The organism is Nocardia sputi (assembly GCF_023501985.1).
On record NZ_JAMFLC010000002.1, the window covers coordinates 127,346 to 147,100 of the forward strand.

Sequence of the window (19,755 nt, forward strand, 5' to 3'; positions counted from 1 at the left end):
ATCGCCGCCACGGTCGGTTCCGGGCGGGACCGGCTCCGCTACATCTTGGCGCGCCGGGCCATCACGAAGCTGTAGAGCCCGTAGGTGATGATGCCCAGCCCCGCCACGAGCAGCAGAGCCACGCCGAAGGGTTGAGCGCCCAGCGTCTTCAAGGCGCCGTCGAGTCCGGCGGACTTGTTCGGATCCGACCCGAGCGTGGCGAAGATCACCAGCAACCCGACCGCGCCGATGGCCAGTCCCTTCGCGATGTATCCCACGGTGCCGAGCCGCCGCACGAAGGCGCTGGGTGTCCCGTGGAGGTCGTCGAGGAAGCTCTGACGCGCCCCTTTGTACACGTGGTAGCCACCGACCGCGATGATGATCAGCCCGCCCACGACGAGGGCGATCGTCCCCGCCGTGTTCTGCATCAGGCGGGCGGTGAGCCCGACGCTCTCACTGCTGCTCGACTTGCCGCTGCCTCGGGCGAAACGGAACGCGGAGACGGCGAACGCGATGTAGACCACGAACAGCGAGAAAGCTTTGGCGCGATCGAACGCTTCGTGTTTCCTGCTGTCGGCGCCGGGTTTGGACGCGCTGCCGAATACGGCCTCCACCAGCCGCCAGAGCGCCATCAGCAGAAACGCGACCACGCCCACCCCGAGCGTGAGCACGCCGCCCGGTTTGGCGGCCAGTTCGGCCATGGCGCCGGATTGGTCGGCGGTGCCGCCTCCCCCGCCGAGCGCGAGCCGGATGGCGATGTAGCCGACGAGCAGGTGGACCAAGCCGGACATGACATAGCCCGCGCGGGCGAATCGCTCGAAGACGCCGTTCTGGGCGATCCGTCCGGCGGTGCCGGAAAGGTTTGTGTGAGCCATACTGCTTCTCCGTCCAAGTTCCGCGGCGCGAGCCGCTCGCAGAACACGGACCGGATACCCACGTCTGCCGTAAAAGCACCCCTGCATTTCCGAGGTGAGTTCCGGCCTCCGCTATGGGGCGGCTACTGCCCGTCGGTCACCTTCGCCAGAAGAAGTGATGCACCACCCCGCTCGGGCTCGGGATCCGCTCCAGATGAAAACGGTCGACGAGTTCGTCAGGACTCGTCCACAGTCTTTCACCGCGACCGAGCTCGACCGGCGCGACGGCGACGTGCATCGTGTCGATGAGATCCGCGTCGAGAAACTCCCGGACCGTCGCGACACCGCCACCGATGCGCACGTCCTTACCCTCCGCGGCATCGAATGCCCGAGCGAGCGCATCTTTCGGAGACGCATCGAGGAAGTGGAACGTGGTGTCCCCCAGCGTGAACGAGGGTCGCACGTGGTGGGTGAGGACGAATACCGGAGTGTGGAACGGGGGTTCGTCCCCCCACCAGCCCTGCCAGTCGTAGTTCTCCCATGGCCCCCGCTGCGGACCGAACTTGTTGCGCCCCATGATCTCGGCCCCGATGTTGTTGCGGAAATCGCGAGCGCAGTAGTCGTCGAGGCCGTAGGTTCCGCCGGGCTCGGTCCGGGTGGGCCAGTGAGCGGTGGCGCCCGCCCAAGAGAACAGCGGACCGGGATCGGCATGGCCGAACGGGCGCTCAAGGCGCTGCCCCTCCCCTGAACCGTAGCCATCACCGGAGACGCTGAAGTTCTGAACGCGGACCAACTGTTTCATCGAAACCCTTTCTGATTGCAGTTTGCAATCGGTTCGCAATGTACCCAGACTGATCCCACATTGCAATCAGTGGTCCGATAGCAGGCAGCCGTCAAGCGCCGAGGAGCTGAATTCCACGGCAACGGCTATGCGACCTGCCGGATCGGGCCGTAGGAGCGACGTCCCCGAGCGGAGTGTGAGCATACGAAGCCGCAATCTGGTCGTGCATACCTCGAGATGCCCGCCAAGGACGAATGCCAAGTCCGCGAACTCGCCGGACCTGATCTTTGTTGAAGTGGACATGGCGGGAACTTACTCGAACCGGACCGACCTGCTGGAGGACTTCGCTGAGTTGTGGCAACGGATCTAGGGAAGCGGACCGCGCAGGTCATCACTATCCCGCAGGGACACGTCTGGCGGTCGGAAAAATCAGCTGGCCCCAGAAGGACCGCGGCGATCGTGACCAGGCACGAAACTGGCGCGTCCATGGCCCAGCTGAAGGTGGAGCACCACATGGCCAGGTGAAGGTGGCCAAGGTGCTGCGGGACGGCAGGAGTGACGATTCGGTCGAGGGCGGGCAGTACCGCTGAGGGTGTGCATTTCTGTAATCACGATCCAGCAAATGGATAACTGGCGTTGAACACCGCCCTGGCCGTCACCTTGCTATATGTTGTCGACGACATATACTGTTGGTGCCGTGAGCGAACTGTTCACCATCGAGATCGAGCCCGAGGTGCGGGACTGGCTGGAAGCGCTGCCAGCCAGACACTTCCGCGAAACTCGCACAACAGACCTGCCAAGCCGAACACGAGCCCGCCCATCAAGAATTCATCCGCACCCTCGAGAAGGGAGAACTGGACTGATGAGCCACGCACGCTGGAAGACCTCCGGGAACGCAAACTTGCCGAGGGCTACACCGAACCGGATGGCGTCACCGAGGCCCGCCGCGAAATCCGGCTCTCCATGGCACTGGCCAAAGCCGTCTACGACCGCCGGACCGAACTCGGCCTTACTCAGGCGGACCTCGCCGAACGTGCTGGCCTGACCCAAGCCAAAATCTCGCGCATCGAAGGCTCCGACACCGTGCCAACCCTTCCCCTACTCGCCAAACTCGCCGATGCCCTCGACGCCACCCTCAACATCGCCTTGGACGCCGACGACACCCGAGTCAACTTCACCAGCCACCACACCGACGCTGCCTGAGCACAAGTAGTCGCTCCGATGAGACTTGACATCGCCGGCACACTCGACCATGAGCGGCCGTCAATCAAGGTTGCACCGGCACCGGGGCAGTCTCGCTCCGCATACCAGCCGGTCAGCCACACAAACAGTTCCCAGCGATATCAGGCAGGATGTCACACGACGGGCAGGGCTCCCGCGGCGGCAAATCTGGTCTGGGCGAGCTCACATCCCCCACGGGTTCCTGCACGTATGGCTTGTAACCCATCCGATTACCTGCATCAACTCGCTGCGGAGGGGGCCGTCTGTTTCGGCGTATCTCCGCGATCTTGTCTGCAGTTACTCCGTCAAAGTGCTCCCGTGCCGCCGCTGCACAATCCTCGTCAGTAGCATGCGGCCGATCCTTGATCCAAGTCACAACGTACTGATGGAAACCCGACCTTCAGAAGGACGAATTCGACGGCTCCGCTCACGCTCATCGTGGAAGCCCACGCCGGTCGCCTCCTAAGAGACTTGATGCGAATCGAACCGAGATCCATCCAAATCCGCAGTTTCCCCGGTCATGATAGGCCTCGGCCCGAAAACAGTAGGAACCCGCAGGCCGTTGACCTGCGGGTTCCTACGAAGTGAAGCTAAGGGGACTCGAACCCCTCGGCAGCGAAGGCAGGCTCCACCAGAACTTGGTGCGGCAAGCCGCGCGCAACGGTCATCGCCGCGACCGCAGCCGGGCGGCTCAGCCCAGAATCGCGGACAACAGAATAGCGATCCCGTAGGCAAGTGCGCCCATGCCGAATCCGAGGCGGGCGCGACGGGAGAACCTGTTCGCGCCGAGGGCTGATGCGGTGAGGATTGCCACCGCGACTAGGGCGCCGATGAATGGAAAGGCGACTCTGTCTGCGGCGGAGATATAGAAGATATAGAGAAGCAGCAGTGAGACGACCCAGGCGCTGATGGCGCCGGACAGGAACAGCAGGACGTCTTTGACGATCACCATCTCAGGCCGTTCCCGGGCCAGGGGCCGCGGGGAGGCGGTCGGTGAGATTGCTGGCAAAGCGTTGCCAGACGGTGCCACTCGCCTCGCCGCCGCCCGGAATCGCTGAAGCTCCGCCGACTGGGCCCCAGGCGTCCACCTTCAGCTCCCACAGATTTCCGCTCGTCGGTAGCGCTTGGAAAGTGATCGTGCGGTCGGCGCCTTCGATGTGGCCGTCGAGCGACTTGATGACGATCCCCTCTGGGCCGACGTATTCGATCCGGACCGGCTGCCCACCGACCGGCGAATCCAGACGACATTCCTTGCCGGTCTCGATGGTGGGACCGCAGCCGCTGAACGGGAAGTACTTGTCGAAGTTCTTCGCGATCTCGTCATGGATCTGGGCGGGAGAATAGCCGGACGGTGCGGTGAAGGGGTACTCCTTCGTGTAGCTGCCGTACCCACCGGTGTTCTGCGGGAGCCCGTAAGAAATCACCGAATCCCCCTCCGGGAGTCGGCTGAACGCGGTTTCGATCGCGGCCTGCACGGAAGCGGCGGCGGTGCGAGCATTCTCGAGTGCCTGCTTCACCGCGGTGGCCGAGGCATCCGCATCGACCTGCAGCGTTCCCGCCGCCACCGAATACGACGAGGCATCCGGCAACTGCGACAGCAGGGTTTGATGGGTGCTGGTCGAGATGGTGACGGCTCCGTCGTCACCGACCTCGTAGCCCTTCGATTCCGCCGCCCTCACCGCATTGACCACGGCGGTCTTCGCTGAGCCCAAAGTGCTCGCACCGGACTGCGCCGCGGTCGCACCGTCCTGCAGGGCCGTGATGAGACGCCTTGTGGTTGTGCGAATTTCCTCGTGCTTGGACCGCATCGCCTCCGCAGCACTACCCGTCCAGAAGTCACGACCGGCATCGACGGCGCGGTACTGGGTGTCATCGAAGCTTGTCAGATTCGAGGCCTGGAGGGACCAGCCATCACCTCGCGTCCGCAACGTCGCAGGCTCCCAAGCCAGCACCTGCGCGACGGTGAGGGGCGCCGCCCCGGCAACGGAATCCTGTTCCCCGGAACCCGAGGTCCTCATGCCAGCGCCCCCTGCGCAGCAGCGATATCGCCCGCGTTCTCGGTATCCTTGTTCTGAAACTCCCTCACCGCGGTCGAGGTCGCCTCCGACAGCGCGTCATAGTCGGCGATCAACGTCTGTGCCGCTTTCGCGACCTTGGCGATCGCAGTCGTCGACACATCCGAAATCTTCGTTCCCGGCAACGTCAGACCAGCATCCCCGGCCTCACCGGTGAACATCCCCGCGATCTGCGTCTCCGCCTTGCCCAGCGTCGTCGCGAGTTCTTGCGTCCGTGACGAATCGAGATCCGCTGCGGCAGCCATGATTTCCCCCCATGTCCCTGTAGCCCGTCGGCGGTTACATTAGCGACCACGACTCACCCACGCAACAACTCGAACCAGCAGTTCGTCGCCCTTTGAGCAGTCGTATGGTCCACTTGACGATTCGAGTAGAGAAGGTTCGCAGTATGGGGGATATCGATCCGGTCTCCGGCCACATCGAACGACTCCAGCGTGCGCTCACCGATGCCAGGGGTAAGGCAGCCAGTGCGGATGGGTCGCTGCGCGTGGAAGTCGGCGCGAACGGCACGCTGCACAGTATCGAGTTAGGCGAGGGCGGCGCCTATCTGGACCCGCGTCGGCTGGTCGAGATGATCATCGACCTGCATCGCGCAGCGGTGGCCGACGCGGCAGCGGTCATGCGTGAGACCGTGGCGGCGCTGAGCAGCGATCCACGCCTGCAGGAGGGTCGCCAGCATGTCGTCGACAAGCTCACGCAGCCGCGACCCAGCAACGAACCCATCCACACCGGGGTGTCTTCGCCGACGGCAGACCAGCAGCACGTTTCCGCACGAGCACGCGAAGGTTCACCCAGCGAACCGAACACAGCACCGAGCGTGACCCAGACCCCGACCCCATCTCGGGCCGCACCACGTGCGCCCATTCGCACCGCACCGACGAGGGCTGCGACACCGGCAACGCGTCCCGCGAAATCTCCGCGACACCACCCCGCACCAGCACGAATCTCCGAGTTCGATCCCGTCACGTACGCTCCGGTCACCCGCACCCGCCGCCAGTCGACACCTGATCGACCCACTGACACATCACCTCAGCCGCGCACCGCCACCGAACCCCCGGCCGCCGAAAACACCGGTGGCGGCACGTCGCAACCCCTGCACAGCACCGAGGGCTCGACACCATCACTGCCCCGGGCCGCCGCATCCTCCCCCGTTGACATCACCGAGTCGGTCATCGCCTGGCACGATCCCTCCGACGACTCCCACATCACCGGCGCGAGCTGGCCACCCGACGACTACCCGCTCATGTCAGACGAGTGGTGGTGGGGACCGCACTCGACCGACGGAATATGACCAGAACCGCCGATCAGCGACGACAGCAAAGCGAATCGGACAGTTCGACGCCACAACAGTAGAGGTGCTGTAAAGCCAAGCCTGCTGCAAGTAGCTCAGTGCCTGAGCTGATCGGGTGCGAACCAAAGCTTGTCAGTCGTGTCGTCGCCGGAAACTGAGAAATACCGGAAGGTCGAAAGCCAGGTACGAAGACTCGAGCGGAAACAGCGGCCATGACGGCGCGCAGTTTGTTGACGCGGCACCTGCCAGAAACAGAAATCGCCACCCTGAAGGTGGGCGGTGAAGCGCGACGCGCTGGATTCGATGGACACCCTGTTCGACTCCTCCGACGACACCGCGATCTGAACTGTCGTCAGTGGTGTCGTCAACCCGGGATTCGAGAGGTGCCGGAACGACAAAGACCAGGCCCGGAAAATCGCCGGACCTGGTCTTCTGTTCGAGTGGAGCTAAGGGGACTCGAACCCCTGACCCCCACACTGCCAGGCATATACCAGCGTCCTGATCAGGGACTTTCCCTGGGCAAACGGTGTGTTTTCGGTGTTGTAGCTGGCGTGATCGGCGGGGACGTTGTCGTAAAAAGTGTCGTGAGGCCCACGCCGACGTTCTCCGTCTGACCACCATGCCGAGAGTGCATAACCGCCGACTCTGAGACGGAATCCCATGAAAATGGGGTTGACACAGCTATGTCCGGCGAGGTATCGGGGATCTATTTCACCGACACCGTAGGCATCACGAATAGCAGTGTGGTCCGGCAGACGATGACCGGCGAACCCCATCGCCGCCGCGACATACCCAAACCGCATAAGTTCGAGCATACCGGCATCTACTGTGATCGCCTGGGGCATGAAACCGCCCGGCACTCAGTAATGACCCGCGAGTTGGAGGATGGGATCACCAGGTCTGGTTCAGTCGTAGCCGAGCTCGGGACGGAATGGGACGTAGGCGGCGCGAGGAATAGCGGTCATGCATGTTCAATCCAGTCGCGGGCAGTCGCCTGTTACAAGTAGCGGACCCCGAAGGTCTGCACCAACCGCGAATCGGTCACCTTCGGCCCAATCGACAGCACAATCCCGCCCCTTGTCAATGAGGGTTTACACATGCGATTCAAGGCATGCCGATCTGGCAGGCCTTGAGTCCCGGCAGCAGTGCCGCGTGGTTGTAGAACTTGAGGCGCTACCCAGCTCGCCTGCGCTCGAAGTCGTGGGTCTTCTTGTCGCGCATGCCACGTCATACCCACATCCCGCCCCTCCCCACCACTGTCCGGAAGGAGTCTCACGCATGGCTGATCCCGATGTCGACAGCACGACGCCCGTTCGCGGCGCTGCGCCGGCGGTGTCCGCGCGGGGCCCGCGTGCGCACACTTTCTTCTGGGCAGTTCTGATTACCGCCGCTGCGGTCAGCGTTACTGGTAACGCCACCCAAGCCGTACTGCACGACACACAGGTGCCCGCCATCGCCGCGGTCGTAGCGGTCATCCCACCGTTGGCGCTGCTCGCGGCCGTGCACGGGGTTTCGGTGCTTTCCCGTGCGCACGCCCACGCTCGCGGCACCTACCGGTTGGCCACCGCCATGACCGTGCTGATCGCGGCGGGCGCATTCTGGTTGTCGTTCACTGCACTGCGGTCGCTGGCGATCATCGCCGGGATTCCACCGGGAGAAGCTTGGCTTTGGCCCGTCATCATCGAGGGGTCAATGGGCCAGGCAACCGTCGCGCTGCTGTCTCTGGCCCGCTCCCCAACCTCTGAGGACGAGGCAACCAATGCACCGGTTCCTCCCGTGCGCACTAGGAACGAGGACGCCGCGCTCGATCATCATGGCACCACGGGCGAACGCACGGCTTGTGCGGACAGGCGGAACGATCTGCGCAAACCCCTGGAACCCGCCGTGCGCACACCCGAATCCCTACTCGACACTGTGCGCACACCCCCGGAACCCGCCGTGCGCACACCCGAATCCCTACTCGACACTGTGCGCACACCCCCGGAACCCGCCGTGCGCACACCCGATTTCGTGCCGAGCACTGTGCAGACAGTGCCTGGAGAGGGCGAACGGACTCCGGAGAATCTGTCTTTGGTGGCGGAGCGAGTGTGCGCACGCGATCCGGCGGGGCGCCGCGATCCCGATCAGGTCGCACAGATTCTGACCCTCCACTACCTCGATGGCCTGAACCCGTCCCAGATCGCCCAGCGGGTGACCCGGAGCCGCACCACGGTGAGCCGGATCCTCAGCGACGCCCGCGACCTACATGCTGAGGGGCCGCTAGCGCCCCGGCGATGAGGGCGGCAATGAATCTGTCGTCCGGATCGGACGCTGACCCGTGACCGATGCCCCCACCATCACACTCGACAACCCACCGGAGAGCGGTGTTGGATTGATCTCAAGGTCTCACCCTTGGATCGGTCACCAGCAGCGCTGTCGCGTTCTCGCACGCCGCGGCGTGGGAGGGAATGCGCGGATGGACGTCGATATCACCTGCCCCCAATGTCACCAGCTCGACGGCGTGCAGAGCGTGCCGGCGATCTGCGCTGACGGGTCCTCCAGTAGCTATGACACCGGCACCTACACCGGTGTCGGCATTGCCTCCACCGGGCTGGTGCCCGTGGTCGGGACCACCACGACCGAACGCAGCCACAGCACGGCACTGGCTCGAAGCCTGGCCTGTGCGCCTGCACTGGAGCCGACCGGACGACTCACCGGTCTGGGGCTGTTACTGCTGGTACTGCCAGTCATCGTGCTCGCGATCCTGATCACCGCGATGATCTTCCCCCCGCCCAATACAGATCGGTCATCGCTGGTGCTCGGCACGATCATGTTCGTCGGAATGATCTCGCTGCCGGGACTGCTGGTCCTACGCAGTTCGTTCCAGCGTGGGCGTCACAATGCCCGGATCATGCGGGGTCGTCCCCGTGCGATGGCGGTGTGGGGCGCGGGCTGGTACTGCCATCGCTGTTATCTGGCTTTCTGGCCGTATTCGCCGCTGCCCGACATCCCAGCCCGCCGAGGCGTTGCTCCCGATCAGTTCCGTTGGCTGGTCTGGAAAGCCGGCGGGTACCTGAATCGGTAACCACATCACCGATCATTCCTTCCCAGCCACGGTGTTCGTCCTGTCGTGGCTCGAGTGTTCGGCTCCATCCGGTTCACCGCCGATATCACGTGCCGGTTCCGGGACAGGAGAAACGGGGCTCGGGTTCCCCTGCTTCTGCCCTGCGCTTTGCAGTCGGGGCGGCGCAGCCGGTTGCGTTGTGGTGGGTTCGGTTGCGTTGTGGGCCAGCCCGAGAAGTCGTCGTGCTTCTTTCGGGGTGATCTCCAGGAGTTCGGCGATGTCGTCGGCGGTTTGTCTCTGTTCACGCAATGTTGCGGCGATGCCGGCCTGGGTGATGCGGTGGCGGTCAATTTCGGCTGCGGCGTCGGCTTCGACTTCGGTTATGCGGAGGCGGAGCTGCTCGATATCGCTGTCACGTTTGGCTTCCCGGACCCTGATTGCCTGCCAGGCGTCGATGTAGCGTTTCACCGCCTCGAGAATGATCTGTTCCTGCAGCCGCGCGGCGTCGCGGCGAGCTTTAACTCGCTCCTGGGATCGTTGTATACGGTCGAGGGCTTCTGGGGAACGTCTGATTTTCGATGATCGGGGACGGTCTGCGTGCATGCGGACTCCTTGGACGCGGTTACCCGTGCCATCTGATCTGTCCCGTTGCTATTTTATCCGAACGATCAGACATACGGTCGGCGCTGCCATTCCGCATTCCGGCGTTCCGCGCTCTACAGCCTGGACCGAACGGGAGGAATGCCGAATATTCGTCCCGGTGTCTTCGCGGGTCGACATCTGTTAAGTCTCCAGCTGTACGCTGTTCATCCCTCGGGTTCGCCGCGGCCTGGTTGAACCCCGGACTCGCCGCCGTCGAATCCGACATCGCCCACCGGTCCCGCCTCGGTCTGAGCACGGCCGACACCATCGCCGCGGCCGAACGCGGCGACGACCCGCCTGGGCAGGGAGATTTGTTTCTCTGCAAGCGGGCCGGGCCGGACCCGATCATTGAGCTGCAGCCGGGAGTGTTGTCCGCCAATACCTTTCGTCCGATGTGGTTTTCGTCGCACTGCTGGTCCACGGTCCGTCCCTGCGGTTCGGCAATTTGGGATCGATTGGCTTCCCACTGCACCGCCGGTGTCGCAATGCACGAGGGTGACGACCGACTCACTCGTGGGACCGTGACGCCCGGATTCGCTTCACGGCCCGAGCATCCCGGGTTACTGGGCGACCTCCCTGCCGGATCCGGTGCGAGCGCGAGTAACCCGCTCACCCGCTGCACAGCCGACCTGCGCTGCTGAGGGCACCAGAGCCCGCCAGCCATCACCGCCCTGATCACGCCTCGTGACCGCCTCGGCGTTGTTCTGCCGCGGCTCTGCCATCTGTAGCCCGGAGAGGGACTGCCATGTCCACAATTTCCCACGCCGCGCACCTGGTGCAGTGGATTCAACAATGTCTTCCTCCGGTCGACGAAGACCGCCACCACCCGTGGCTGGCCGAACCCGCCACCCCCGGTGCATTGGTCGCCTATATCGACGTGAGCGTCCGTATCCCCGGTTTCGGTGATCACGAGACACATCTCATTCTGTCGGCGCCGCTTCTGGCCACCGACAACCAGCACCCTCCGCCCTCTGCTGAACGACACCCGTCTCCACCGGCCGTCACAGACACATCGACGACTGCATGAAGTGGAGGTCATTCCTGTCTCACAACACTTTCGAGCGCGGATTCCGCGTGAATTTTGCGCCACACGCTGTATTCGAAACCCCGCGCACCACAGCGTTGCCCAGGAGTCCCGCGACCACCAATAAGCGCTTCCACAGCCGGCTGAGGGTGTCGGTATGCCCGGTCACCGGTGGGTCCGGAACCGCGTCCCATCGCTCAGTCATCCCCAGCCGCCTTGTTCCGGAAGGAAATCTGTGATGTCCATGCCTGCGTTCCGTGTCGACCCATCGGCGGTCGTCTCCGGCAGCGCTGCCGCCTACGAGCTGTCGCCTACCCCTGGCTATCCGATCACCGGCCGGGTCTTCGCCGTGGTCGAGGAGTACCAGGTCCGGGTTGATGACCGTGTCGAACCGCGACCGCGGGTCCGGTTCGAGTTCTCCGACCTCACCGTCGGCGCAGTATTTCTCGGGAATCCGTGCTGCATGGTGGAGTTCCATCCGGATTTCTCCGATGCCGCCGACGGGTATCGGATGGTCAGTCTCGGCGAGCCCGGCTACCTGCAACTGGTGACCGCGTCTGAGATCACCGTGGCTTCCAAGCAGGTCCGGCAGTGCGTCGCTGATCTGCTGGCCGCGCTGACCATCGAGTTCCTCACCGATCCGCGGGTCGCGCGGGCGCGCCGCGACGAAGCGTTCGCCCAGCTGCAGCACGCACGGACCCAGTATCTCGACCTGATCACCATTAACCAGGCTGCCCGCGAGAGGGTACAACGCGCCCGCGCCACCCTCGCCGCCGCGACCGCGCTGCTGCGGTCGGTGCAGGACCCGCTCGCCGGCACCGACCAGGGCTGACGTTTTCGCCTGCCACCCCATTGTCTCCGGCCCCTCCGTCTTTCGGGCGGGCGGTGCGTGTCTTATCCCTTGTCCAGGAAGGAAGTAATCGGCCATGTCGATCGCGACGGAGGTCCGTCACGCGGGCCTTCAGGATCTGGTGGCGCTGCTCACCGAGCAGAACGCCGCGAAAGTCGATGTCGTCGCCCCCGCAGCGGCCCTGCGGGCTGTGGCCGGGGCGGTGCACCTGGCCGGGGTGGCGCCGGTGGTCGACGAGTACGGGGTGACCACGGTCGACGGACAGTACCGGCCGACCGCGGCGGCGGATGCGCAGTTGGCGGCCAAACTCGATATCCCCGCCGGCTATCTGAAACGACTCCGCCGCGACGGCCGCACCGACCTGTGGGATGCCAACATCAACGGCTTACTGCACGGATCCACCGATCCCATGGTGTCCGGTACCCCGGACGAGCGGACATTCCTGCTGCGGCTGTTCGCCTCCCACCGCCCGGGACAACCGGGGGTACTGCGGGCGGTGCTGTCGGACCGGTACGGGGTAATCGATCACCTCGATGTACTGACCGCGGTCCTCGACGGTATCCGCATGGCTGATGCCGACGTTCAGGTTAGGTCGGCGGATCTGACCGCGACGTCGATGCACTGCCGCGTGTTCTCGCCGAAAGTCGGTGCTTTGGCGCCCGGGTTCCTCGCGGGTTACCGCAACCCGTTCGCGCATCCGGACTTCGCCGCCGACCGGCGCCGCGCCGCCGGGGACCTCGCTGCCGGCCGCCAGCTGGCTGCGGGCACCAATGAGCAGTATCAGCACGGCAGTGAGCCGGTCGTGTTCGCCGGATTCCGGTTCTCCAACTCCGAAACCGGGCATCACGCGGTCACCCTCAAACCTGAACTGGTGATCCAGATCTGCGGGAACGGGCTCACCCTGCCGCTGTTCACCAGCACCCGCCGCCACCTCGGAGAACGCCTGGAAACCGGAGCCAGTGTCTGGTCCCAGGACACCGAACGCAAACGTTTGGCGGTGTTGACCGCCGAAACCCGCGACAAAGTCGCCGAATGGCTGTCCCCGGAGTTCCTCGCCGCGCGCGTCGACGAGCTCGAACACCGCGCCGCCACCGCGGTTACCCGTCCCGAACAGGCGGTGCAGGTGGTGTCCAAGCAGTTGGGATTCACCGAAGGCGAACGCTGCGGGATTCTGGCGCATTTCATTGCCGGCGGCCAACTTACCGCCGCCGGCATCGCCAACGCCGTCACCAGCTATTCCCAAACCGTCACCGACGCCGACCGCGCCGCCGCACTCGACGACTGCGCCCTCGACGCCATGACTCTCGTCTGACGACCCAAAAGCAGCTTTCCCCACCATCATCCATCCAGCTCTGGGCGCCCCGCCCAGAGCGCCCGCCGTTTCCTCGAGGAGGTCATCTTCTGTGCTGCACACCCTAAGCCGCGACTCGTTCACCCTCGCCGAGCATCTCGGTGCCGCCGGCCCGGTCACCGATCTGGGCGCCGACACCGTCACCCGCTGGCGTGACCAGGCCCCCGACTGGGCCGGCAGGCACTGGGTCTACAGCGACCCCGACGAGCGCGGGGCCCGCCACCTGCATCCCGCCAATATCACCACCGGCTGACCCCGCTACTGCAGTAAACCCTTCCGCCGCACCAATCACCGGGCCGGCACCAGACAGGCAGTGCGCCTCCAGTGCCGGCCTCGTCCCGTCTCTTCAGCCGCCAGGAGCCGAGTATGTCCGCTGCCCTCACCCTCTCCCCCAAGGACGAAACCACCCACAACGACACTGTCACCACCACCCCCGAACCCGTCGTCCTCGATCCAGCTGCTCCGTTCGCCATGATGGTCGACCCGGCCCGCTTGGAAGTCGGGGAGAACGTGCGCGTCGATTTCGATCTGGACGACGAACCCAGTTTCACCGCCTCGGTTCAGGAGCACGGGGTGCGGATACCGATCACCGCCGTCCGCACCCGCGACGGGCGCTTCGTCGTGACCGACGGTCAGCTGCGCACGCTCACCGCACAAGCGTTGAACCTCGACACCGTGCCGGTGTGGGTCACCCATACCGAGGTCGATATCGACGACCGCCGCTGGCGCGCCAGCAACACTCTCGGCCAGATCACCGTCAACGACCGGCGCATCGGGTTGACCGACGCCGACCGCGCCGCTGGGATCACCCTGGCTCTCGATCTGGGGACGTCGGTCACCAAAGTCGGTAAAGCCCTGCAGTTGAAACGCGACCAGGTCAAGCAGCTCGGCAAGGTCGGGTCCTCGACCGCGGCCCGCCAGGTTCTCGACACCGGCCAGCTCGACCTCGAACAGGCCGCGCTCCTCGCCGACTACGACGGCGTCGGTGACACCGACGCCGTCCAGCGCCTCCTCGACGCTCCTCCCTACCGGTTCGCATATACCGCTGCTCGCATCGCCGAAGACCGAGCCGAACAGCGGGCGCGCCTTGCCGCGGCCCGACCGTATGCCGAGGCCGGATTCGGGATCCTGCTGGACCACGCCACCGGCCTCGTTCCCGCCAGCGATGTGGTCGACAGCGACGGCCGGCCCGCCACGGTCGAACGCCTGCACGCCAACCCGACCGGGTGGCTGGTGCATTGCGAACCCACCGACGAGCTGCTGATCGTGGACCGTGCCACCGGTGACCGCGTCGAGCACGACGAGGTGGACTGGGACACCGAAGGCAATTCCGAGGCGGCTCCTGCCGAGGGGATGCGCCACGCCGACAGCATCGAAGCACGCACCGACTGGCGCGTCGACTATCTGCTGCCCGCCGAGCTGGTCGGCGAATCCGGCTGGCACTCCCCGCCCTCCCCCGAACCCGAACACACCCCCGACTCCGGCGACGATCCTGATTCCCGCGGTGCCACGGCCCCCGAAGCTGCCGCCGATCATGCCCGGGAGCAGGAACAGCAGCGGTACGCGCGGCGACAGGTGCGCGAGCTCAACAAGCAGGGCGCGGCCGCCAAGACCGCGCGCATCGAGTTCGTGACGACTCTGCTGGCACGCAAAACCCTGCCGGGTGAGGCCGCCCGGTTCATCGCCGATTCTCTGGTGCGCGAACCGAGCCTGCTCGGCGGCTACAAGGCCGACCTGTGCGCCCGCGAACTGCTCGGAGTCACCGGCGGCCGCGACACCCTCTCGGAAATGCTGGTCACCGCGAAACCCGCGCGCTGCCAGGTCATCACCCTCGCCTTGGTACTCGGTGCCCACGAGCAGCGTGTCGAGAAGGACTGCTGGCGCTGGACCGTGAGCGGCACCCGCCGCTACTTGGCGTTCCTCCGAGATCTCGGGCACAGCCTGACCCCAGTCGAACTCGCCGCCGCCGGCGAACTCGACTACCACGACATCGATCTCGATACCGGTCCCGACATCGAGGCGACCGGACAGGAATAACCCCCTTGGGTCGTGATGCCGGTGCGCCAGCACGCGCCTGCGCACCGGCATCCGACACCTGTCCTTCCCCTCGTGCACGCGTGCACCCCGCCGATGTGCCCTGTACCGGAGACCCTCAATGTCCTGTGGTCCTGACCTCGAATCCGTACGGGTAGCCGCGCTGGCCGCTGCGGAACGTGGCTGGCCGGTGTTCCCGCTGCGGCCAGGCTCGAAAGTCCCGGCGATCGAAGGCTGGCAGACCCGCGCCAGCACCGACGACACACTGCTGCACGCCTGGTGGCGCCAGGTTACCTACAACATCGGGATCGCCACCGAACCCGCCGGCCTGCACGTGGTCGATCTCGACGCCGACCACCTACAACCCCCGGTCACCGACCTCGACGCCGCACTCGACGAACTCGCCACAGTTCTGGGCGAACCGGTACCGGACACGTTCACCGTCACCACCCCGGGCGGGGGCTGGCATCTGTACTATCACGCGCCGCCATCGCTGCGGCTGCCGTGCACAGTCGCGCGGCTCGGACCCGGAATCGACACCCGCGGCCACGGCGGCTACATCGTCGCCCCCGGCTCGGTCACCGCCCGCGGTAACTACCGCATCCTGCACCCGCACCCGCTCGCCGACCTACCCACCACCGTCATCGACCACCTCACATCCCCGCCACCCCCACTGCCCGCTGCACCAGCGTGTGTCGCACTCCGTCAAAACCGAGGGCGGCCGCGGGCTCTACTGGAGGCGATCCTGGCCCGCGAAACCGACGCCGTTGCCCTCGCGGCGCCGGGCACCCGTAACACCAGGCTGTTCCACGCGGCGCTGACCTTGGGCCGGCTCGTCGCCGGCGGTGAACTCGACGAACACGACGCCCGCGCCGTCCTGTCGGCAGCGGCCGCACCACATGTCGGCATCGACCGGTTCACCACCCGGGAAGTGGACCGCACCATCACCAGCGGCTTCCGCTACGGCGCACGCCGCCCCCGCCAACTCTGACCCATCCACGCATTCGCGCCCCACGGACACCCGCGATCGGGCCAACAACTGCCCCGCGACAGCGCCACCTACACCCTGCCGAAAGGCAGGCCCCCTGCCGCCAGCCGGGACACGTGCCGGCGGGCCAGGCCGATTTGCATGTTCCCGTTCGGTGCCCCTGCCGGGGCAATCGTTCTTCACCTCTCCGGGAGGACTTCACCCATGACCCCCGCACAACCCGATCCCAACACCGCAAACACCTGGCCAGCAGGTCTGAACCCCGCAGATCAAGCTCCAGCCAGCATGGACGATCCGGGCGAGTTCATCGCTGCCCTGCCCGCCATGCTCGGGTTCCTCCCCGAACGCTCCCTGGCCGTTGCCGTCCTACGCGCAGCGGACAGAAAAACCGGCAAGGCGTTGATCGACCTGGTGATCCGATTCGACCTGTACCACCCCGACACCGGCCAACCGGCCGATCCGGCGACCCTCGCCGCTGCCGCCACCCGGATCTGCGCCCGCCCCGAAGTAGTAGGGATCCTCGCGATCGTCATCGACGACACCGCACAGACGCCACGCGAATCCGCGCCGCCACCACCACAGCCCGTCCTCGACAATCTGGAGCACCGGCTCGCGGCCGCCGGCATTCCGGTCCGGGCGGCATGGGCGGTCCCGGCGATCGCTGCCGGACAACCGTGGTGGAGCCTGCGCGGCCCGCAACACAGCGGGCACGTCCACGACCCCGGCACCTCCCTCGTGACCTTCGGTCGCGTGCTCGACGGGCGACCGATAGGCTCCCGCCCCCGCAGCGCGCTCACCGAACAGGTGACCCCGGACCCCGCAATGCAGGCAGATGTGTCGGCGGAATTGGCCGATGCCGTGGCCCGGGCGAACCGACGCTCCCGCGAGGCCGAGGCCCGAAACGATCACACGCGTTATCTGAGATCGCAACTCGACGCAGTCCTCGGCTACATCCGCGATCGGAAGCCCGGTGAACAGACTCCGGCTCGTACAGTCGCGGAAATCGCGGTAGCCCTGCACGATCACGAGGTGCGCGACGCGCTCTTCGCGCTCGCCGACAGCCCGCACGCCGACGCCGCCGAACAACTCTGGGCACAACTGACCCGGACGGTGCCTGGAGAGTATCGGGCCGAAGCCGCCACCCTGCTGGCCTATTTCGCCTACGTCCGCGGCGACGGCCCGCTCGCCGGGATCGCCTTGGATGCCGCGCTCGACTCCGATCCGCGACACCGGATGGCACAACTGCTGCACGTCGCGTTGGAATCAGGGATACACCCGCAACGACTGCGGGATCTCGCCCGCTGCGGGCGCGACGCCGCCACCGAACTCGGTGTCATGATGCCCGCCGCCGAATAACCAGGTCCGGCCGCCGCACCCGAACCAGGCGCCGCACAGACGTAGTTCAGGCTCGCCGACGACCACGTGGACGCAGGAGCAATTCACCGCGCGGCCCATGGACGACATGAGCGCTACGGCCTGAGCGCACCGACATAGCCGTGCACACCGATGGCCCGGACCTACCGCGGTCCAGGCCATTGGCGCGAGGCATCGGCTCAGCCGACGAAACTCCCGGTCCACCATCACCGCCAGTGCTGCTCCCCCTCTCTACCCATTCAGGAGGTTGCCATGTCTTTACTCACGACAGTTCCCACCGTGGTGGTGCGCTGTGTCCGATAACCCCCGCGCCCCACAATCCACCGGCGAGCTGCCCGCGACCGGAAAGGATCTCGCGGAGCAGTTTCTGCAGACCGCCGGGATCGAGATCGTATCCCGTGACTGGCAGTGCAGCTACGGCGGACTCGACCTGATAACCCGCGACGCGGGCACCACCGCCTTCGTCACTGTCACCACGCCAGCCGAGCCTGCCCAACCCGGCGGCAACATGGCGGATGCGCTGCTGTCGCCGACCGAACGCCGGCGGATCCGCCGGCTCGCGCTGTTGTGGCTCACCGACTCCGACGGCCCCTGGCAGCGCATCCGGTTCGACGTGGTCACGGTCGTGGCCGGCACCGACGGCGACCCTCGCATCGAACACCACAAGGCGGTGTTCTAGATGACCCGCGCACGGGCAGTCTCAATCGCGCTTCGCGGAGTCGACGCCCAGGTTGTCACCATCGAGGCCGACATCGGCCGTGGACTACCGTCGCTGCAACTGCCCGACCTGCCCGGCAGCTCATGGCAGGAAACCCGGGACCGGGTACGCGCCGCCGTGCTCAATTCCGGCGAGGCGTGGCCGGACGGCCGAGTCATCATCACGCTCTCACCGGCTCAGATGCCGGTGCCCTCCAGCGTTCTCGATCTCGCGGTGGCCGCAGCGGTACTGACCGCGGGCAACATGATTCCCTCAGCGCGCCGGCCCGAGCCGGTGTTGTTGGGGGAACTGGCCCTCGACGGCCGGCTGCGGGCAGTGCGCGGGACCCTGCCCGCGGTGCTCGCCGCTCGCAATGCCGGGTACACCACGGTGGTGGTGCCTGCCGAGGCGCTGCCCGAAGCACGCCTGGTCACCGGGATCGAGGTGCTCGGCGCGGCCACACTGCGCCAGGCCCTGGCATGGCTGCGGGGCCAGGGCACGCTCACCCGCCCCACCGACCGCGCGCCGGCGTCGCCTCGTGACCGGAGCGATTTGCGTCTTGTCACCGGTCAGGGCGAGGCGCCGTGGGCGCTGGAGGTCGCGGCGGCCGGTGGACATCACCTTCTGCTGATCGGCCCCGCAGACAGTGGGAAGACACTGCTGGCTCAGTGCCTTCCGGGGTTGCTACCCCCGCTATCGACCGACGAAGCGCTGGAGGTCACCGCGATCGAGTCGCTCGCGGGCACCCTCGACGACGATCACCCCAGCCTGTCGACGAGACCGTTTATCGCGCCGCATCACTCGGTGTCGGTTAATGCGATGATCGGCGGTGGCACTGTCGCCGCGCGGCCCGGGGCGGTGACCCGAGCCCATCGAGGCGTGTTGTTCCTCGACGACTGCCCCGAATTCAGCAGCCGAGTCTTCGAGGCCCTGCGCGCGCCGATCGAGGACGGCGAAGTACGCCTCGCCCGACCCGACGGCCTCGCCCGCTACCCCGCCCGCTTCCAGATGGTGCTCGCCGCGACCGGGTGCCCGTGCGGGTCGGCACACGAGACCGACTGTGTCTGTGCGCCGCTGGCCCGTCGCCGCTATCTGGGGAGACTGTCGGGGCCGTTGCTCGACCGCGTCGACCTGGTAGCCCCGACACACCCGCTCACCGACAGCACCACAGCCGCTGGCGACCCGGACACCAGCGCCGCCGTGCGTGAGCGGGTGCTCGTGGCGCGCCGGCGCGCTGCCGAACGCTGGCGCGCCGACGGCTATGACACGAACGCCGAAGCTCCCGGTCCCGTCCTGCGTCGACGGGTCCCACTCTCACCCGAGGCAACCGCCCCACTCGAAGACGCGCTCCGGATGGGCCGTATCTCAGCCCGCGGTGCTGATCGCGCTCTGCGGGTCGCGTGGACGATCTGTGACCTGCGCGCCGGGAGGCAACCCACCGACTCCGATATCAGGGCGGCACTGGACTTCCGGTTCCGGCGCTGACCGCCACGATCCGCTCAATCAACCAGTGCCATCGCTCCGGCCGGGGGTCGGGCGCACGGATCCGAG

At 66.1% G+C, this 19,755-nt stretch carries 19 protein-coding genes; 12 read left to right on the forward strand and 7 right to left on the reverse strand.

Translation table 11 applies throughout. From position 1 onward, the window contains the following. Positions 1-38: 38 nt before the first annotated feature. Both M8859_RS03120 and M8859_RS03125 read right to left on the reverse strand, forming a co-directional pair. Complete coding sequence (locus M8859_RS03120) at positions 39-854, reverse strand: DUF1206 domain-containing protein (RefSeq protein ID WP_159921093.1); 816 nt, start codon at positions 852-854, stop codon at positions 39-41. A gap of 136 nt (positions 855-990) precedes the next feature. Further along, positions 991-1,635 (reverse strand): dihydrofolate reductase family protein, encoded by a 645-nt coding sequence (locus M8859_RS03125; RefSeq protein ID WP_249643724.1) that lies wholly within the window; start codon positions 1,633-1,635, stop codon positions 991-993. A gap of 639 nt (positions 1,636-2,274) precedes the next feature. Here M8859_RS03125 and M8859_RS37485 point away from each other — a divergent pair. After that, entirely contained in the window at positions 2,275-2,817 is a 543-nt protein-coding gene (locus M8859_RS37485) for a helix-turn-helix domain-containing protein (protein WP_372492849.1), read from the forward strand. A 709-nt stretch (positions 2,818-3,526) separates the two neighbouring features. On the opposite strand, the gene M8859_RS03135 is transcribed toward M8859_RS37485, so the two are convergent. The 3 genes from M8859_RS03135 to M8859_RS03145 are packed head-to-tail and all read right to left on the reverse strand — an operon-like array spanning position 3,527 to position 5,155. Further along, positions 3,527-3,787 carry a hypothetical protein gene (locus tag M8859_RS03135; RefSeq protein ID WP_195138948.1) on the reverse strand — a complete coding sequence of 87 codons (261 nt, stop codon included), beginning with the start codon at positions 3,785-3,787 and terminating at the stop codon, positions 3,527-3,529. Position 3,788: 1 nt separating this feature from the next. Further along, complete coding sequence (locus tag M8859_RS03140) at positions 3,789-4,853, reverse strand: WXG100 family type VII secretion target (protein WP_249643726.1); 1,065 nt, start codon at positions 4,851-4,853, stop codon at positions 3,789-3,791. Then, a complete protein-coding gene (locus M8859_RS03145) occupies positions 4,850-5,155 on the reverse strand; it encodes a hypothetical protein (protein WP_159921085.1) in 306 nt (101 codons plus the stop codon). The genes M8859_RS03140 and M8859_RS03145 overlap by 4 nt, the downstream gene beginning before the upstream one ends. Positions 5,156-5,298: 143 nt before the next feature. Here M8859_RS03145 and M8859_RS03150 point away from each other — a divergent pair, with 143 nt between their 5' ends. Beyond that, positions 5,299-6,201, forward strand: coding sequence for a YbaB/EbfC family nucleoid-associated protein (locus M8859_RS03150; protein WP_195138946.1), 903 nt, complete (start codon positions 5,299-5,301; stop codon positions 6,199-6,201). Between the two features lie 95 nt (positions 6,202-6,296). Here M8859_RS03150 and M8859_RS03155 read toward each other — a convergent pair whose 3' ends face one another. Further along, complete coding sequence (locus tag M8859_RS03155; protein WP_195069373.1) at positions 6,297-6,512, reverse strand: hypothetical protein; 216 nt, start codon at positions 6,510-6,512, stop codon at positions 6,297-6,299. A 967-nt stretch (positions 6,513-7,479) separates the two neighbouring features. On the opposite strand from M8859_RS03155, the gene M8859_RS03160 reads away from it, so the two are divergent. Both M8859_RS03160 and M8859_RS03165 read left to right on the forward strand, forming a co-directional pair. After that, positions 7,480-8,478, forward strand: coding sequence for a DUF2637 domain-containing protein (locus M8859_RS03160; RefSeq protein WP_249643727.1), 999 nt, complete (start codon positions 7,480-7,482; stop codon positions 8,476-8,478). Positions 8,479-8,656: 178 nt separating this feature from the next. Then, positions 8,657-9,265: a hypothetical protein gene (locus M8859_RS03165; protein ID WP_249643728.1), complete on the forward strand. Its 609-nt coding sequence runs from the start codon at positions 8,657-8,659 to the stop codon at positions 9,263-9,265. A 12-nt stretch (positions 9,266-9,277) separates the two neighbouring features. On the opposite strand, the gene M8859_RS03170 is transcribed toward M8859_RS03165, so the two are convergent. After that, positions 9,278-9,847, reverse strand: coding sequence for a hypothetical protein (locus tag M8859_RS03170; RefSeq protein ID WP_249643729.1), 570 nt, complete (start codon positions 9,845-9,847; stop codon positions 9,278-9,280). 1,301 nt (positions 9,848-11,148) lie between these two features. On the opposite strand from M8859_RS03170, the gene M8859_RS03175 reads away from it, so the two are divergent. The 8 genes from M8859_RS03175 to M8859_RS03210 all read left to right on the forward strand — a co-directional run bounded on the left by M8859_RS03175 (position 11,149) and on the right by M8859_RS03210 (position 19,689). Continuing rightward, positions 11,149-11,742 carry a hypothetical protein gene (locus M8859_RS03175; protein WP_249643730.1) on the forward strand — a complete coding sequence of 198 codons (594 nt, stop codon included), beginning with the start codon at positions 11,149-11,151 and terminating at the stop codon, positions 11,740-11,742. Between the two features lie 94 nt (positions 11,743-11,836). After that, positions 11,837-13,072, forward strand: coding sequence for a hypothetical protein (locus tag M8859_RS03180; RefSeq protein ID WP_249643731.1), 1,236 nt, complete (start codon positions 11,837-11,839; stop codon positions 13,070-13,072). A 91-nt stretch (positions 13,073-13,163) separates the two neighbouring features. Beyond that, complete coding sequence (locus M8859_RS03185; RefSeq protein ID WP_249643732.1) at positions 13,164-13,364, forward strand: hypothetical protein; 201 nt, start codon at positions 13,164-13,166, stop codon at positions 13,362-13,364. Between the two features lie 113 nt (positions 13,365-13,477). Next, complete coding sequence (locus tag M8859_RS03190) at positions 13,478-15,148, forward strand: ParB/RepB/Spo0J family partition protein (protein WP_249643733.1); 1,671 nt, start codon at positions 13,478-13,480, stop codon at positions 15,146-15,148. Positions 15,149-15,266: 118 nt separating this feature from the next. Then, positions 15,267-16,136: a bifunctional DNA primase/polymerase gene (locus M8859_RS03195; RefSeq protein WP_249643734.1), complete on the forward strand. Its 870-nt coding sequence runs from the start codon at positions 15,267-15,269 to the stop codon at positions 16,134-16,136. Between the two features lie 282 nt (positions 16,137-16,418). After that, entirely contained in the window at positions 16,419-17,489 is a 1,071-nt protein-coding gene (locus M8859_RS03200) for a DUF4192 domain-containing protein (protein ID WP_249643735.1), read from the forward strand. A gap of 310 nt (positions 17,490-17,799) precedes the next feature. Further along, positions 17,800-18,186 (forward strand): YraN family protein, encoded by a 387-nt coding sequence (locus M8859_RS03205; RefSeq protein WP_249643736.1) that lies wholly within the window; start codon positions 17,800-17,802, stop codon positions 18,184-18,186. Next, a complete protein-coding gene (locus tag M8859_RS03210) occupies positions 18,187-19,689 on the forward strand; it encodes a YifB family Mg chelatase-like AAA ATPase (protein WP_249643737.1) in 1,503 nt (500 codons plus the stop codon). Positions 19,690-19,755 lie beyond the last annotated feature (66 nt).